Consider the following 15233-nt stretch of genomic DNA (forward strand, 5'->3'; position numbering starts at 1 on the left):
TTGGCGATAATAATATATGGAGAAACAAAATGACAAGTGGACGTTTATCTGCATTTACAGATGGAATTGTCGCCATCTTAATTACTGTTATGGTTTTAAACCTGCGCATTCCTAAAGGTCCAAATTGGACAGACTTATTTGATATGGGATTTATTTTCTTAACCTATCTTGCAAGTTTTTACTTGTTGGCCATCTATTGGAATAACCATCATCACCTTTTCCATCTGGCTGAACGTGTTTCAGGAAGAATTCTGTGGTGGAATGTCGTGCTCTTATTTTTTATGAGTTTCATTCCCTTTACCACAAACTGGCTGTCTGAATTTTCAGGTTCAAAAACGCCTGAGATTGTTTATGCTGTAAATAACTTATTTATTGATATTATTTTCAATATCTTAAGCTACGAAATTTTTAAATCGAGAAATTATAAACTAAAGGACATGCATTGGGTTTGGAAAGGCGGTTTCTCCATCCTCATTTTAATGGTCGGAATTTTACTGACCGTTTTACTGCCTGTAGCTCAGATTTCATTAGTGGCAACAATCTTGAGTATGATTCCGTGGGTAATTCCAGATAAGCAGATTGAAAATTATGTCAATAAAACTTAAACAATCTATTGTCAAAAAAAGTGGCTCAACACAGTGTTTGGTCACTTTTATTTTGTTGAAAGAAACATAAATTGTGTTAAGATGAAGTGAGAGGAGAAGAAGCATGATCAGAAAAATGAAGGCTGAAGACCTGCAAAAAGTTGTAGAGCTTTGGCTGAGAGTTAATATTGCTAATCATCGGTTCATCAAGCGTGAATACTGGTTGAAACAAGCTGCAGCTGTTGAAGAAGCTATGAAAGATGCTGAAATATATGTTTACGAAGAAAACCAAAAAATCATTGCTTTTGTCGGTTTGATTGACCAATATATTGCAGGCATTTTTGTGAGTAATAGCAAGCAGTCTAAAGGTATTGGCAAATCACTTTTACAGCATATTAAAGCTTCAAGTCAAACGCTCTCTTTAAAAGTTTACCAGAAAAATGAAGGTGCTCTTCGTTTCTACCAAAGGGAAGGCTTTAAAATAGTGGCTGAAGGCTTAGATGAAGATAATAATGAAAAAGAGTTTTTGATGACTTGGAACTAAAAAGAACCATATTTTGGTTCTTTTTTGATTTTTACTCAATTGTTATAAAACTCAGGTAAGATGAACTGGTCATTATTTTCAAATTGTAAAGCGAGACTTAGCATCAATACTTCCGAGTTTTTCTGGCCCCAAAGTTGAACACCTTGTGGTAAATGTGTTTCTTCCTCCAAGTAAATTGGAAGTGACAAGGCAGGTTGTCCTGTGAGATTACTGATAAAGTTGTAAGGCGTGAAAGCTAAGGAGTTTTCGAATGCTTGTTCTATGGTTGAGATTTGTTCAGAAAAGTCGTATAACTCCATGTGTTTCATTTTTTCCGTAATGTTAGGATGGATGAGTTCTTCGTCCACTTTGGGGGCTGTTTTGGCTGTTGTCGGCGTTAAGAAGAGGTCAAAATTTTTGAAAATTTCTTCATCCAATGTGGCACATGCGCTATCCCACTTATTTAAAGCTTGAACATAAGAAGCAGCATCCGCATTACGACCAGCTTCTAACAAGGCATAAGTTAGTGGCTCTACATCACTGTTAATTATCTTGCGGTCATTAGCAATTTCCCAAGGTTTAAGCATAGCATATGTTTCAGCAGCATTCATTTGATAATATGTTTGAATCAAAGGGCGAGCATCGAAAGGAAAAGAAACCTCAGTTAGTTGATGACCTTGAGCATTTAGAAAGTCGACGGCTTTTTGAAGGGCGGCCTTAGAAGTCTCCGAAAGCATTATTCCCGATACCGGTGATTCAAAGGAATAAGCAATGTTTAAAGCTTTGTTTGGTTCTGTGAGATGATGCAGTGCCTTCTTATCTAATAACTCTGTTTGATAAGGATCAGCTTCTTGTTTAAGTTGCATTTCGGCCACAAAACTTGCTGTATCACGTACAGAAATAGTTAAAGCTCCAGTAGTTGCTGCACCTTGCCAACCTCGGTAGTTTCCTGGGCCCTGTGGCATAAGACCTCGTGTCATTTTCAAACCAATAAGACCTGAAAAAGAAGCAGGAATACGTATGGAGCCACCACCATCAGAGGCGCCAGCCATAGGGAAAATCCCAGAAGCTACAGCGGAAGCAGCTCCACCTGAAGAGCCACCAGAGTAATAAGCTGTATTCCAAACATTACGTGTGTCGCCATAAAGAGCTGAGTCTGTAATATTTTTAAAACCAAATTCAGGAGAATTTGTTTGTCCGAAAGGCGTTAAGCCAGCTTTAAGAGCAGCTTTGACAAAGTTATCGTCTGAATGGGCCATATTGTCTTCAAAAAGTTTTGAACTCGAAGTTGACGGAAGTCCTGCATGATCTTGCCCCAGCATCTTTAGTGGAAAGGGAAGACCTGCGAAATAACCGTTTTCTGTTTTTGATAAATCAGCTTGAGCCTGATGCAAGTCATAGGCAACGACGGCATTGTATTGCGGATTGATTTTTTCCAGTTTTTTTTGAGTGTTTTGGAGTAATTCAGTAGCACTGATTTGACCAGCACGGATTTTTTCTGCCCAATATGTAGCGTCTTTAATCTTTCTCATCTTTCATATCTTCCTCTCTAGGAGTAAAATCGCCACCGAGGTATTTTTCAGAAAGTTTTTTCATCGTTCCATTTTCTTGAAGTTTTACCAAGGCTTTATCGACTTTCTGTTGTAGGTCTTTGTCTTCTTTTTCCTTACCAAAAATGAAATAGCTAAATCCTGTATGTTTATCTGTCTCGCCTAAATCAATTGGTTCGACTTTTAAATTATAAGCATGTTGCTGGATGATTTGTGTGAGGGAAATTTGATCGTAAATCACAAAGTCACTTTTTCCTGAGTCAACATCAGCAACATAAGAAGCTAATGGATAGCTGGCGTCCATATATTTTAAATTCATTGCTTTGTCAGGATTTTCCTTGTTCCAGTTTTCCAGCATTGTTGCGACTTGAACACCAGATAAGACTTCGGTGGTTTTACCGGCTAAGTCATTCAAAGATTTGACTTGTAAATCAGGTTTAACTGCTACCGATGTTGCTGACTTAGATAGAGGTAGTGAGTAATTGTATTTTTCTGCACGTTCAGGTGTCCAAGAAAGAGCATTTGCAGCCATTTGAAAACGTCCATTATCAATTCCAGAAAGCACGGAATTAAAATCAATGACTTGGAATTTTAATTTGTATTCAGGAAGTTCTTTGAAAACAGCGCGTGCAAGTTCGACATCATAACCTGTTAACTTATTATCCTCCATATAAGTATTAGGTTTTGAGTTGGCATTTGTGGCCACGATAATTTCCTTTGGCTCAGGCTTAACGCTTTCTTTTTTGCTGCAAGCGGTCAAAACCCCAAAAGAAGTGAGAGAAAATAAGGCTAGACCTAAAACTAATTTTTTATTCATTTATATATATTGGGTTTTTGCAAACCCTTCCTTTCTGTATATTTTTATTTTAGCAAATTTTAAAAATTCAGAAGCTTTTTATGTTTGGAAATTTTTGGTATGATCAAAAAGAACAAAAGAATAGGATAGAGGAGATAAAAATGGCAAAACATATCTTTACATCGCAAATTAATTGGCCCGGTGGACGTAATGCTATCGGAAAGCTAGAGACAGGCGCTTTGCAAGAGAAAATTTCGATTCCATCTGTGATGGATGGTCCAGGTGTGGGGACGAATCCAGACGAAATGCTCTTGGGAGCTGCAAGTACTTGTTATACGATTACACTGGCAGCTTTACTTGAACGCAATGAGATTACAGTACTTGATTTTAAGGTTGAATCTGAAGCAACAGTTAGTGTTGAAAAAGGAGTTTTTGCTTATGAAAAAATTGTCCACGACCTTTATTTGAAAATTGATGAAAAAGCAGATTACGACAAGACTTATCGCCTTGCTCAATATGCCGAAACTTCTTGCATGATTTCGAGAGCCGTGCAAGGTAATGTTGCAATCGAAGCTAACATCCATCTAGAAAAGGAAAAAGCAAGTTAAGCAGATATTCCATTTTTATTTTGGTGGAGGGTAAGTACTAACATGATATAATAGCAGTAAAAGTTTCAAAAAATTCAATTCGAGAAAAAATAGAAATCTGGAAATAAAAATGACGATTGCTTATCCTAAAATACTCTCAAGCTCACAAGTAAAACCTTATCTTTTTCAAGCGCGGTTTGGCTTAGAAAGAGAAGGTCACCGCGTGGATTCATCGGGAAACTTAAGCCACTTAAACCATCCGGCAGCACTTGGTTCTCGGAGCTTTCATCCTTATCTTCAAACTGACTTTTCAGAAACACAAATGGAAGCCATTACTCCAGTTTTTGAAGAGCCAAAGCAAGCTCTACAATTTATGGAGGCTCTTCATGACGTGATGATTCGCTCTCTTGAACAAGATGAGCTCCTCTGGGCCCAATCCATGCCTCCCGCTTTGCCGGAAAATGAATCAAATATCCGTCTTGCCAATCTAGAAAAAAAAGAAGATGTCCTTTACCGTGAAGGTTTAGCAGAAAAATATGGCAAAAGAAAGCAAATGGTTTCTGGTATTCACTACAACTTTGAGTTCGGTGAGGATTTGCTAGAAGCCATGTGGAAGCATCAACGAGCGACTGATTTTAAAGCCTTCAAATCTGAAATTTATATGAAGCTCTCACGACAATATTTGCGCTATATGTGGATTATTACATATTGTTTAGGGGCTTCGCCACGTGCCAATGCTGGATTTTTTACTGATAGAAATGAAAAATTACAGGAACCTGTACGTTCTATTAGAAATTCTAAATTTGGCTATCGGAACACGCCAGATATTTTCGTAAGCTATCAGAGTCTTGAACAGTATTATGATGACTTGCAAACTTACGTTAAAAAGGGTGCACTCTCTGAGATGAAGGAGTTTTATTCTGCTGTTCGTTTACGTGGTGGAAAGCGGGCGGAAGAGTTGCTGGACGTGGGCGTTCAGTATGTCGAGTTTCGCAATTTTGACTTGAATCCTTTTGTGCGTGTCGGGTTGGATGAAGATACTGCTCGATTTATTCACCTTTTTAGCCTTTATCTGATATATAAAGAGGAAGAAGAGACGCCAGATGCTGCTCAAAGATTAGGTTATACAATAAATGATGTTGTAGCTTTAGAAAATCCTTTAGAAAAAACAGCTTATTATAATGAAGGCAAGCTCTTTTTCGATCAGATGCGCTGGTTTGCCCAGAACTTAGAGTTTGCCCAAGATGATTTGGCGCTTATTGATAAGTTTGCTCAAATGCTGGAAAAACCAGAAACCACAATTGCTGGACAGATGGAGCTGGCTTATCGTCAAGACAAAGCTTTTGCTTTGGACTTGTCTCGCAAATACCATCAGCAATCCTATAAACGTCCTTTTCAATTGGCAGGCTTTACTCATCTCGAACTTTCGACGCAAAATTTGCTTTTTGATGCTATTCAAAAAGGCTTAAAAGTTGAAATTTTAGATGCACAAGACCAGATGATTGCTTTAAGTTATAAATCTCATACAGAAATTATCGAAAAAGGGAATATGACTTCGAAAGATTCCATGGTCGCTTATGCCATTATGGAAAATAAAGTGGTCACGAAAAAGCTGCTCGGTCGGGCACATTTAAAAACCCCGCAAGGGCAAGAATTTAGCAATTTAGCAACTGCACAGGCTGCCTTTCCACTTTTTGAATCGGCCGCAATTGTTGTCAAGCCTAAATCAACGAATTATGGCATAGGAATTTCTATCTTTAAAAAACCAGCGACACAAGAACAGTTTTATAAAGCTCTAGAAATTGCGTTCCGAGAAGATAAAGAAGTTCTTGTTGAACGATTTGTTTCTGGTACCGAATACCGTTTCTTTGTGCTGGATGGCAAGACAAGGGCAGTCCTTCGCCGGGATGCCGCACATGTTATTGGTGATGGAGTATCCACGATCAGCCAACTGGTCGCACAGAAAAATGAGAATCCTCTACGTGGCCATGATCATCGTTTTCCCTTAGAAAAAATCCAGATTACTGCCACCGAAAAACTTATGCTGGACGTCCAAGGTTATACGGAACAGAGTATCCCTGAAAAAGATGTAAAGGTAAACCTCCGAGAAAATTCTAATGTATCGACAGGTGGAGACTCTATCGATGTCACTGATGAGATGCCTGAAATCTATAAGAACATTGCTGAAAAAGCTGCTGATGCTCTGCAAGTCAAGATCACTGGAGTGGATATACTGATCGAAGATCTCAATAATAGCTTGGGTGAAAAGTACAGCATTATTGAAGCTAACTTTAATCCTGCTATGCTTTTCCATCTCTATCCGTTGAAAGGGAAAGGTCGTCGGGTAACTATGGACGTTTTGCAATTCCTCTTTCCGGAAATTTTTGCCTAATAAATAAAATTCCTCTACCTATGAGGGATTTTATTTATTGTACGGTATTTATGAACATTTGATATGAAAAAATTGATAATAAATTTATACTTTTTTATTTTTGTGCAGAATATGATAGAATAGACTTAACAAATAGAATAGGATAAAAAGGCGGTTTCAAATTTTTGAATCTGTCTTTTTATCGGGTATTGGGGTATAGTTATGAAAAACAAACAATGGATGATTAACCTAGCAATTTCAAACTTATTGCTTGTGTTCTTAGGTGTAGGTCTCGTTATTCCTGTTTTGCCACAACTGAAAGAGCAAATGCATTTTTCAGGAACAACAATGGGAATGATGATTTCGATTTTTGCTATTGCCCAATTGATTGCTTCTCCGATCGCTGGGCATTTATCGGATAAGGTTGGACGAAAAAAGCTCATTGCTTTGGGTATGATTATTTTCTCCTTTTCTGAACTTTTATTTGGTTTAGCACAAGTTAAAGCTCTTTTTTACGTGTCTCGCGCTTTGGGAGGCATTGCAGCAGCTTTATTGATGCCTTCTGTTACAGCATATGTAGCAGATTTGACAACATTAGGCGAACGTGCCAAAGCCATGGGTAAAGTTTCAGCAGCAATCAGTGGAGGTTTTATCATTGGTCCTGGTGTCGGAGGATTTTTAGCGACTTTTGGTATAAGGGTTCCTTTTTTTGTGGCTGCACTATTAGCCTTTATCGGATTTATTTTGAGTATGACTGTGTTAAAAGAGCCAGAAAAAACAATGGATATTAATCCTGACACACCAAAAGCATCTTTCTTGGATATCCTCAAAAATCCAATGTTCACATCGCTTTTTGTCGTTATTTTAATTTCTTCGTTTGGTCTGCAAGCCTTCGAATCAATTTATAGCATCATGGCGACAATCAATTTTGGCTTTACTACAAGTGAAATTGCTTTAGTAATTACAGTAAGTGGTATTATCGCCCTTTTCTTCCAACTCTTCCTATTCGACTGGATTGTTGGAAAGATTGGTGAAATGCATTTGATTCATTTGACCTTCTTTGCAAGTGCGCTCTTTATTGCTATTATTGCTTTCACAGGTAATCGCATCACTGTTGCTATTTCTACATTTGTTGTCTTCCTCGCTTTTGACTTATTTAGACCGGCAGTAACAACTTACTTGTCAAAACACGCAGGAGACCAACAAGGAGCAATCAATGGATTGAATTCAACCTTTACAAGTTTTGGCAATATTTTAGGTCCATTGGCTGCAGGAGTAATGTTTGATATCAATCATTTCTTCCCTTACTATATCTCGGCGATTATCTTGTTTGGTACCGGTGTATTGTCAATGCTTATGAACCGTAAATCGAAAAAATGAAAAATTAAAAAAGAGTTCTTTAAGAAGAACCCTTTTTTATTTGGCATTCGCAAAGATTACCAAGTAAAGTAACGAATCAATTTGAAAATACCTAAGATAAGAACAACAACACCAAGAAGTGTCCAAAGTGCCATTGCACCCCATAAAGGTGTGAGCAAGAGCATGAAGCCCGCAACGACACTGAGAAGTCCTGAAAGAATTGTCCAAGGTTTAGATGGAGAATATGGAACAAACCCAAAGGAAACAAAGCCTTCAGTAATCCATGTGAAACCAACTAAAATACCAATGATGATAAACAAGGTAGCTGTTGCAGCTGCCAAGTTAATTAAAGAGAAAATCCCCGCAACCAAGTAAACCGTACCTAAAAGAAGATGTCCAAAGCGTGACCACGGATTTTCATTCATCAAGGCAAAGATAGAAACAAGATAAGAAACTCCAATTAAAATGAAGGAAATCCCAATCAAAACAGTTCCAACTTGTGCTGTACGTCCTGGCCAAAATAAAATGAGTAATCCAATAAGTGTGGAAATAAGACCATTAATTCCGACGTTGTTACGTAATTTTTTCGAAAAGTTTTCAGAAAACATATTTATACCCCTTTCTTTTCTGATAATTTAATTATAACTTATTTTGGAGAGAAGTGCCCATAATATATTTGCCTAGTTATTATAATTGACATTCTGAAAAAGGACATTTATACTTAAGGTAAAATGAGAGTCGAAGGAGAAAAAAATGCAAATATCAAGTCGCTTTACGATTGCACTTCATATTTTTGCCTGTATCCATACCTTTGAGGGAGAACATAAGATTACTAGTGATTTTTTAGCTACAAGTATTAATGTAAATCCCGTGATTATTCGAAGAGTATTACAGCAACTGAAAGCTAACGAATTAGTGCATGTTGTGCGCGGGAGCGGTGGAGCTGCAATCGCTAAACCAATTGAAGACATTAGTTTATTCGATATTTATAGTGCGGTTGAAGTCATTAATAAAAATGGCTTATTCCATTTTCACGAACATCCCAGCCCTGACTGTTCTGTCGGGAAAAATATCCATCAAGTACTGGATGATAAACTTGATTTAATTCAAAAAGCGATGGAAGACCAAATGAAGGCGATGAGTTTACAAGAAGTAATTACGGATATTGATCATTATGTGGCGATAAATCCTTAAGAAACCAAATCGTTGACATTTAATAAAAGCTTATGTAGAATTAGTTGTAACAAAAAATATTACAACGGAAAAGACATGGAGGTCTAATATGAAATTAGCAGTAGTAGCAGCAAATGGTAAAGCCGGTCGTCTTATTGTACAAGAAGCGGTAGACAGAGGCTTGGATGTAACAGCAATTGTTCGGGGCGAAAACAAAACAGTAGCTCCGTCTTCTATCGAGAAAGATTTGTTTGATTTAACTAAAGAAGACATCAAGGATTTTGATGTTATTATTGATGCTTTTGGAACATGGGCAGAAGATAGCTTGGAGCAACATACTACTTCAATCCAACATCTTGCTGATCTTGTTGAAGGTACGGACAAGCGCTTGTTGATTGTTGGTGGTGCCGGAAGTCTTTACCTTAATCCAGAACATGATTTAGCACTTTATCAATCAGAAGGTTTCCCAGACGCTTTCAAACCTTTGGCAACAGCTATGTCTGATTCATTAACTGCGTTGAGAAAACGTCAGGATGTGAAATGGACTTATGTAAGCCCTGCTGCAGATTTCCAAGCAGATGGTGAAAAAACTGGAGATTATGTTGTTGCGGGAGAAGAGTTTACGGTTAATGACAAAGGCGAAAGTGTGATTAGTTATGCAGACTATGCGAAAGCGATGATTAATATTGCACTGGAAGGAAATTATGTCGGACAACGTATCAGCGTTTTTCAAAAATAGTAAAAATAAGAGGGATTTTCTCAAGAAAACCCCTCTTATTTTTATATGTAAATTTATGAGCAAATAGTTTGACCTTTACTGACCAAAAGAGTATAATTAAGAGGTAGTAAGAAAAATGAGAAAAATACTACATTACTATGAAATGAATCGAGGTGCATTATGGACATCGAAAAAATGACAACAAGTATGCAAAAATCGCTTTATGAAGCGCAACAAATTGCGCAGACTCGCCATCATCAAGCGATTGAAATTCCACATTTATGGCGAATATTTGTGCAACCGAACAGTTTTGCCTTTAATTTTTACAAAGATTCAGAAATTAACATTGAAGAATTTACAAAAATTATTGAAAAAGAAATAGACAAGATTTCTTCTGTTGAAGGTAGCAATATTACCTATGGTCAAAATATTAGCGCAGATCTCTTTAATCTGTTCAATGCAGCAGATAAGATTGCCAAAGATATGGGTGATGAATATCTCTCAACTGAAATTGTACTCTTGGCCCTTTTTGAGTTAAAGAAAAATCCTTTAACAGAATATCTGGTTAGCCATGGAATGAATAAAGAAAAAACGAAATTAGCAATTGAAAACCTACGAGGAGGTGATAAAGTGACAAACCAAAATGCTGAAGATACATATAAAGCACTTGAAAAATACGGCGTCGACCTTGTTGCTCAAGTGAAATCAGGAAAACAAGATCCTGTAATCGGACGTGATGAAGAAATTCGTGATATTATTCGTGTCTTATCACGTAAAACAAAAAATAACCCGGTTCTAATTGGTGAACCTGGTGTAGGTAAAACAGCCATTGTTGAAGGACTTGCGCAACGTATTGTCCGTAAAGATGTACCTGAAAATCTAAAAGATAAAACAGTATTCTCTTTGGATATGGGGGCACTTATTGCAGGTGCTAAATATCGTGGTGAGTTTGAAGAACGTCTGAAAGCAGTACTGAATGAAGTTAAAAAGTCTGACGGACAAATTATTCTCTTTATTGATGAGTTACACACGATCGTCGGTGCTGGTAAGACTGAAGGTTCAATGGATGCTGGTAATCTTTTGAAACCGATGCTTGCACGTGGTGAATTGCATTTAATTGGTGCAACAACTTTGGACGAGTACCGTAAATATATGGAAACAGACAAAGCTTTGGAACGTCGTTTCCAAAAAGTTCTAGTTACTGAACCAACAGTTGAAGATACTATTTCCATTCTGCGTGGTTTGAAAGAACGTTTTGAAATTCACCACGGTGTAACAATCCACGATAACGCATTGGTTGCAGCAGCAACACTTTCTGATCGTTATATTACAGACCGTTTCTTGCCAGATAAAGCGATTGACTTAGTCGATGAAGCCAGCGCAACAATTCGTGTTGAAATGAATTCTCTGCCAACAGAACTCGACCAAGCAAACCGCCGCTTGATGCAGTTGGAAATTGAAGAAGCAGCGCTCAAAAAAGAACGTGATGATGCTTCGAAGAAACGTTTAAATATCATTCGTGAAGAAATTGCAGAACTTCGTGAAGAAAACAATCAACTTAAAGCCCAATGGGAAGCTGAAAAGAAAGAAGTGGGCAATATTTCTGATAAACGGAATGAACTGGAACGTGCACGCCATGAATTAGAAGAAGCACAAAATGAAGGTGACTTTGAAAAAGCAGCGGCCTTACGTTACGGTAAAATTCCAGAAATTGAACAATCACTGAAAGAGCTTGAAAGCAAAGCAAAATCAGATGATCTCAGTCTTGTTCAAGAATCTGTCACTGAAGAACAAATTGCGGAAGTTGTAGGCCGTATGACAGGTATTCCTGTGACAAAACTGGTGGAAGGTGAACGTGAAAAACTCCTTCATTTACCAGAAACTCTTCATCAACGTGTAGTAGGGCAAGATGAGGCAGTTGAAGCTGTGTCTGATGCTATTATTCGTGCTCGAGCAGGAATTCAAGACCCTAATCGTCCTTTAGGTTCCTTCCTTTTCTTAGGACCTACAGGTGTTGGTAAGACAGAGTTAGCTAAAGCCTTGGCCGAAAATTTATTTGACTCCGAAGAACACATGGTTCGTATTGACATGAGTGAATATATGGAAAAACACAGTGTATCCCGTCTTGTCGGAGCTCCTCCAGGATATGTTGGTTATGATGAAGGTGGTCAACTGACTGAAGCTGTGCGCCGTAACCCATATACAATTATTTTGTTGGACGAAATTGAAAAAGCACATCCAGATGTCTTCAATATCTTGTTGCAAGTCTTGGATGATGGTCGTTTGACGGATTCAAAAGGCGTTTTGGTTGACTTCAAGAATACTGTTTTGATTATGACATCAAATGTCGGATCACAATATTTGCTAGACAATGTTGATGATCAAGGCGAAATATCTGAAGAAACAACTGAAGAAGTGATGAAACAATTGCGGATGCATTTCAAACCAGAATTCCTCAACCGTATTGATGATACTATTCTCTTCAAACCATTGTCATTGAATAATATTAAAAATATTATTGTGAAGATGACCGGTCAATTGACACAACGTCTTGAAGAAATGTCTGTTGAACTAGAACTTAGTGAAGAAGTCAAAGCATGGATTGCAGAAAATGCTTATGAACCAGCTTATGGTGCACGTCCATTAAAACGTTACTTGACAAAAGTTATTGAAAATCCACTTGCTAAATTAATTATTGCAGGTAAAATTCCACCAAAAACTAAAGTTCTTGTTAAACTTGTCGACAATAAAATTGACTTTGATATCTTACCCATCGAAGAATAAGTGAAGAAAAAGAGAAAAGCCCGGGTTATCTCGGGCTTTTTGTATATAAAAATAGTGTTTTGTCGAAATTTACAGATAATTCTTGACAACTTATAGCTTTTAGATGTAAAATATAAACACGATATATAGGAGGAGTCAATCATGGAAAAAACTTTCTTTATTATTAAACCTGACGGCGTTCAACGTGGTCTTGTAGGTGAAATATTGAAACGAATCGAGCAGCGTGGTTTTCAACTAGAAAAACTAGAGCGACGTTCTGCTCCAAATGGAGACTTGATTGACAAGCATTACGAAGCATTAGTTGATAAAGATTTTTATCCAAATATTCGTTGTTATATGACTTCTGGACCAGTAGTTGTTGGTGTGATATCTGGTGTAGAAGCTATTTCTTGCTGGCGCACAATGATGGGGACAACTAATCCTAGTCAAGCTCAACCAGGGACTATTCGTGGAGATTTTGCTCAATCACCTGAAAAAGGTAAAGCCATTAAAAATATTGTCCATGGATCAGACTCACCGGAATCTGCAGAGCGAGAAATAGCACTCTGGTTTTCATAAACAGAAATAAGGTCAAGGACAAAGGCTTTCCATGGAAGTTTGAGCGACAAAGCTCCAAACATTAAAGGGAAGTCTTTTTTTGTTTGCTATTTTATTCAGGGAGAAGAATATGAAAGAATTTTGGGGACTTCATCCGACCATTAAAATTAGGTTAGTGATGAATTTTTTAGGAGCACTATGCTTTAGTACAGTTGGTGGCTCCATGACAATTTACTATAATAAATATATGGGTGCTGGTATCACAGGACTCTTGCTTATTGTGAGCTCTATTATGGTTTTTTTGGTTGGCCTTTATGCGGGACATTTGACAGATTTAAAAGGTCGTCGGCCTGTCATGCTTTTTTCAACTGCAGTAACTGCAGTTGGAGCAGCACTGGCAACTTTTTCTAACTCGGGATTTTACTTTAATCCTTGGACAACCTTTTTCGGATTTTTAATCGTGAATTTTGGTTTTGGCTTTTTTAATACAGCCAGTCAAGCGATGATTGTTGATTTAACAACAAGTGAAAACCGGAGAACAGTCTACAGTATTCAATACTGGATTATCAATTTTGCTATTATGATTGGTTCGGGACTTTCTGGTTGGTTTTTCCGTGATTATTTGGTCTGGCTTTTGCTGGTGATCACTATTGAAGAAATTTTGAGTTTTGTCGTTGTCTTGTTTTGGATTGATGAGTCTTTTGACCCGCATCAAGAACATCAAAAGAAAGCACCAAATATTATAAAAGCTTATTTCTTTGTGGCTAAAGACAGCATCTTTATGTCTTATTTATTTGCTTCGGTTTTTATTGCGATGATTTTTAATCAAATTGATTACTATTTGCCAGTACATCTAAGTGACAGTTTCTCAACAACACGAATTTTAGGGTTGGAACTTTATGGTCAACGGATGTTGACACTTTTCCTATTGATCAATACCTTGATTATCGTACTCTTTATGAGTAAAATGAATCAACTTACTAAAAATTGGTCGCGGAGCACAGGGATTACATTAGGAATTTTTCTCCAAGGTTTAGGTTTTATTATTGCCTTTTTAGGTCATAATTTAAGCTGGGAAGTTACAGCAGCAGTAGTTGCTACTTTGGGCGAAATGATTCTTGTACCTTTCTCTCAAGCTTTGAGAGCCGACCTGATGGAAGGTGATCATGTTGGGACTTATACGGGCGCCTTTTCAGTGACTCAGCCAGTCGCTTCCGTACTCTCAGGTGTTTTGGTTTCGCTGTCAGCACTCTATGGGAATATTGGCATGGCTATATTTATGGGAATAATTATCCTTTTAAGTATCCTTCCCTCACTGCGGGCTATTCGAATGCATGAAGCCTCATAGAATTTTAAAACGGTCCATGTTATAATAAAAAACAAAGGAGTAAAAATAATGTCAGAAGGAATTATTGCTCAAAAAATTGTTTCTACCCATGTAAACGTATAAATAAAATTTACATGGGAGAATAACAAATGAAAGAAAACAAATATAATAATCAAGAATTTTTTTCAAAATATGCTCAAATGGAGCGTTCAAAATCAGGGTTAGAAGCTGCTGGAGAATGGTCAGAGCTACGAAATATTTTACCTGATTTTCATAACAAAAAAGTTTTGGACCTTGGCTGTGGATATGGTTGGCACTGCAAATATGCTGTTGAAAATGGAGCATCTTATGTCTTAGGCACAGATATTTCGAGTAAAATGCTGGAAAGAGCGACAAGTAAAAACTCAGATGAGAAAATAACTTATCAGTGTATCGCTATGGAGGACTTATGTCTTGAACTGGATTCTTTTGATGTGGTTCTGAGCTCATTAGCCTTACATTACATTGAAGATTTGGCCATGCTTTTTTCCAACATATACATGTGCTTAACTACGGGCGGTCAGTTTGTGTTTTCGGTAGAACATCCTCTTTTTACTGCATCTGGCCTGCAAGATTGGATTTATGATGTAAAAGGAAAAAAAGAGTACTTTCTTGTAGACAATTATTTCTACGAGGGAAAACGTAAGGTGTCCTTCTTAGGAGAAGAAGTAACTAAATATCATCGAACTTTAACCACATATCTCAACACATTGCTACAACTTGGCTTTGAACTTCAACATGTGATTGAACCTCAGCCACCTGAACAAATGCTTGTATTTGAAGAAATGCATGATGAGCTGAGACGCCCGATGATGTTGATTGTTTCTGCAAGGAAAAAATAAAGAAAAGCTAGGAATAATTATTCCTAGCTTTTAATTTTCACAC

14 protein-coding genes are annotated in these 15233 nt (G+C 37.4%); 11 read left to right on the top strand and 3 right to left on the bottom strand.

The window, feature by feature from the left end:
• The first annotated feature begins 29 nt into the window (after positions 1–29).
• Positions 30–605: a TMEM175 family protein gene (locus tag J0J36_RS04930; RefSeq protein ID WP_019292324.1), complete on the top strand. Its 576-nt coding sequence runs from the start codon at positions 30–32 to the stop codon at positions 603–605.
• A gap of 103 nt (positions 606–708) precedes the next feature.
• Positions 709–1128, top strand: a complete 420-nt coding sequence (locus tag J0J36_RS04935) for an N-acetyltransferase (protein WP_019292323.1) — start codon at positions 709–711, stop codon at positions 1126–1128.
• 35 nt (positions 1129–1163) lie between these two features.
• Here J0J36_RS04935 and J0J36_RS04940 read toward each other — a convergent pair whose 3' ends face one another.
• Positions 1164–2639: an amidase family protein gene (locus tag J0J36_RS04940; protein ID WP_040087423.1), complete on the bottom strand. Its 1476-nt coding sequence runs from the start codon at positions 2637–2639 to the stop codon at positions 1164–1166.
• Positions 2626–3474, bottom strand: coding sequence for a transporter substrate-binding domain-containing protein (locus J0J36_RS04945; protein ID WP_019292322.1), 849 nt, complete (start codon positions 3472–3474; stop codon positions 2626–2628). The genes J0J36_RS04940 and J0J36_RS04945 overlap by 14 nt, the downstream gene beginning before the upstream one ends.
• Positions 3475–3614: 140 nt before the next feature.
• On the opposite strand from J0J36_RS04945, the gene J0J36_RS04950 reads away from it, so the two are divergent.
• The 3 genes from J0J36_RS04950 (at position 3615) to J0J36_RS04960 (ending at position 7791) form a co-directional block, all read left to right on the top strand.
• A complete protein-coding gene (locus J0J36_RS04950; RefSeq protein ID WP_019292321.1) occupies positions 3615–4061 on the top strand; it encodes an SACOL1771 family peroxiredoxin in 447 nt (148 codons plus the stop codon).
• A gap of 109 nt (positions 4062–4170) precedes the next feature.
• On the top strand, positions 4171–6432 hold the full coding sequence (gene gshAB, locus J0J36_RS04955; protein ID WP_019292320.1) for a bifunctional glutamate--cysteine ligase GshA/glutathione synthetase GshB: 2262 nt from the start codon (positions 4171–4173) through the stop codon (positions 6430–6432).
• Positions 6433–6633: 201 nt separating this feature from the next.
• Entirely contained in the window at positions 6634–7791 is a 1158-nt protein-coding gene (locus J0J36_RS04960; RefSeq protein ID WP_029346176.1) for an MFS transporter, read from the top strand.
• Positions 7792–7847: 56 nt separating this feature from the next.
• On the opposite strand, the gene J0J36_RS04965 is transcribed toward J0J36_RS04960, so the two are convergent.
• The gene (locus J0J36_RS04965) at positions 7848–8378 is read right to left on the bottom strand and encodes an HdeD family acid-resistance protein (RefSeq protein WP_014024733.1); all 531 of its coding nucleotides are present in this window, start codon (positions 8376–8378) and stop codon (positions 7848–7850) included.
• 145 nt (positions 8379–8523) lie between these two features.
• Between J0J36_RS04965 and J0J36_RS04970 the strand changes: the two genes are divergently transcribed.
• From J0J36_RS04970 to J0J36_RS04995, 6 genes are all read left to right on the top strand, one after another.
• Positions 8524–8964: an Rrf2 family transcriptional regulator gene (locus tag J0J36_RS04970; protein WP_019335830.1), complete on the top strand. Its 441-nt coding sequence runs from the start codon at positions 8524–8526 to the stop codon at positions 8962–8964.
• 88 nt (positions 8965–9052) lie between these two features.
• Positions 9053–9682 carry an SDR family oxidoreductase gene (locus J0J36_RS04975; protein WP_019292318.1) on the top strand — a complete coding sequence of 210 codons (630 nt, stop codon included), beginning with the start codon at positions 9053–9055 and terminating at the stop codon, positions 9680–9682.
• A gap of 159 nt (positions 9683–9841) precedes the next feature.
• On the top strand, positions 9842–12445 hold the full coding sequence (gene clpB, locus J0J36_RS04980; protein ID WP_019292317.1) for an ATP-dependent chaperone ClpB: 2604 nt from the start codon (positions 9842–9844) through the stop codon (positions 12443–12445).
• Positions 12446–12586: 141 nt separating this feature from the next.
• Positions 12587–13003 carry a nucleoside-diphosphate kinase gene (ndk, locus tag J0J36_RS04985; protein ID WP_019292316.1) on the top strand — a complete coding sequence of 139 codons (417 nt, stop codon included), beginning with the start codon at positions 12587–12589 and terminating at the stop codon, positions 13001–13003.
• A 109-nt stretch (positions 13004–13112) separates the two neighbouring features.
• On the top strand, positions 13113–14330 hold the full coding sequence (locus tag J0J36_RS04990) for an MFS transporter (protein WP_019293348.1): 1218 nt from the start codon (positions 13113–13115) through the stop codon (positions 14328–14330).
• Positions 14331–14458: 128 nt separating this feature from the next.
• On the top strand, positions 14459–15190 hold the full coding sequence (locus J0J36_RS04995; RefSeq protein ID WP_153924809.1) for a bifunctional 2-polyprenyl-6-hydroxyphenol methylase/3-demethylubiquinol 3-O-methyltransferase UbiG: 732 nt from the start codon (positions 14459–14461) through the stop codon (positions 15188–15190).
• Positions 15191–15233: the final 43 nt, after the last annotated feature.

Origin of the sequence: Lactococcus sp. LG1074 (genome assembly GCF_017309525.1) — a bacterium.
GTDB classification, from domain to species: Bacteria; Bacillota; Bacilli; order Lactobacillales; family Streptococcaceae; genus Lactococcus; species Lactococcus petauri.

Coding starts and splice junctions, on each gene's coding strand:
- J0J36_RS04995 (WP_153924809.1), top strand. CDS start 14,459: ATGAAAGAAAACAAATATAATAATCAAGAATTTTTTTCAAAATATGCT.
- J0J36_RS04970 (WP_019335830.1), top strand. CDS start 8,524: ATGCAAATATCAAGTCGCTTTACGATTGCACTTCATATTTTTGCCTGT.
- gshAB (WP_019292320.1), top strand. CDS start 4,171: ATGACGATTGCTTATCCTAAAATACTCTCAAGCTCACAAGTAAAACCT.
- J0J36_RS04990 (WP_019293348.1), top strand. CDS start 13,113: ATGAAAGAATTTTGGGGACTTCATCCGACCATTAAAATTAGGTTAGTG.
- J0J36_RS04965 (WP_014024733.1), bottom strand. CDS start 8,378: ATGTTTTCTGAAAACTTTTCGAAAAAATTACGTAACAACGTCGGAATT.
- J0J36_RS04935 (WP_019292323.1), top strand. CDS start 709: ATGATCAGAAAAATGAAGGCTGAAGACCTGCAAAAAGTTGTAGAGCTT.
- J0J36_RS04950 (WP_019292321.1), top strand. CDS start 3,615: ATGGCAAAACATATCTTTACATCGCAAATTAATTGGCCCGGTGGACGT.
- J0J36_RS04940 (WP_040087423.1), bottom strand. CDS start 2,639: ATGAGAAAGATTAAAGACGCTACATATTGGGCAGAAAAAATCCGTGCT.
- J0J36_RS04975 (WP_019292318.1), top strand. CDS start 9,053: ATGAAATTAGCAGTAGTAGCAGCAAATGGTAAAGCCGGTCGTCTTATT.
- J0J36_RS04960 (WP_029346176.1), top strand. CDS start 6,634: ATGAAAAACAAACAATGGATGATTAACCTAGCAATTTCAAACTTATTG.
- clpB (WP_019292317.1), top strand. CDS start 9,842: ATGGACATCGAAAAAATGACAACAAGTATGCAAAAATCGCTTTATGAA.
- J0J36_RS04945 (WP_019292322.1), bottom strand. CDS start 3,474: ATGAATAAAAAATTAGTTTTAGGTCTAGCCTTATTTTCTCTCACTTCT.
- ndk (WP_019292316.1), top strand. CDS start 12,587: ATGGAAAAAACTTTCTTTATTATTAAACCTGACGGCGTTCAACGTGGT.
- J0J36_RS04930 (WP_019292324.1), top strand. CDS start 30: ATGACAAGTGGACGTTTATCTGCATTTACAGATGGAATTGTCGCCATC.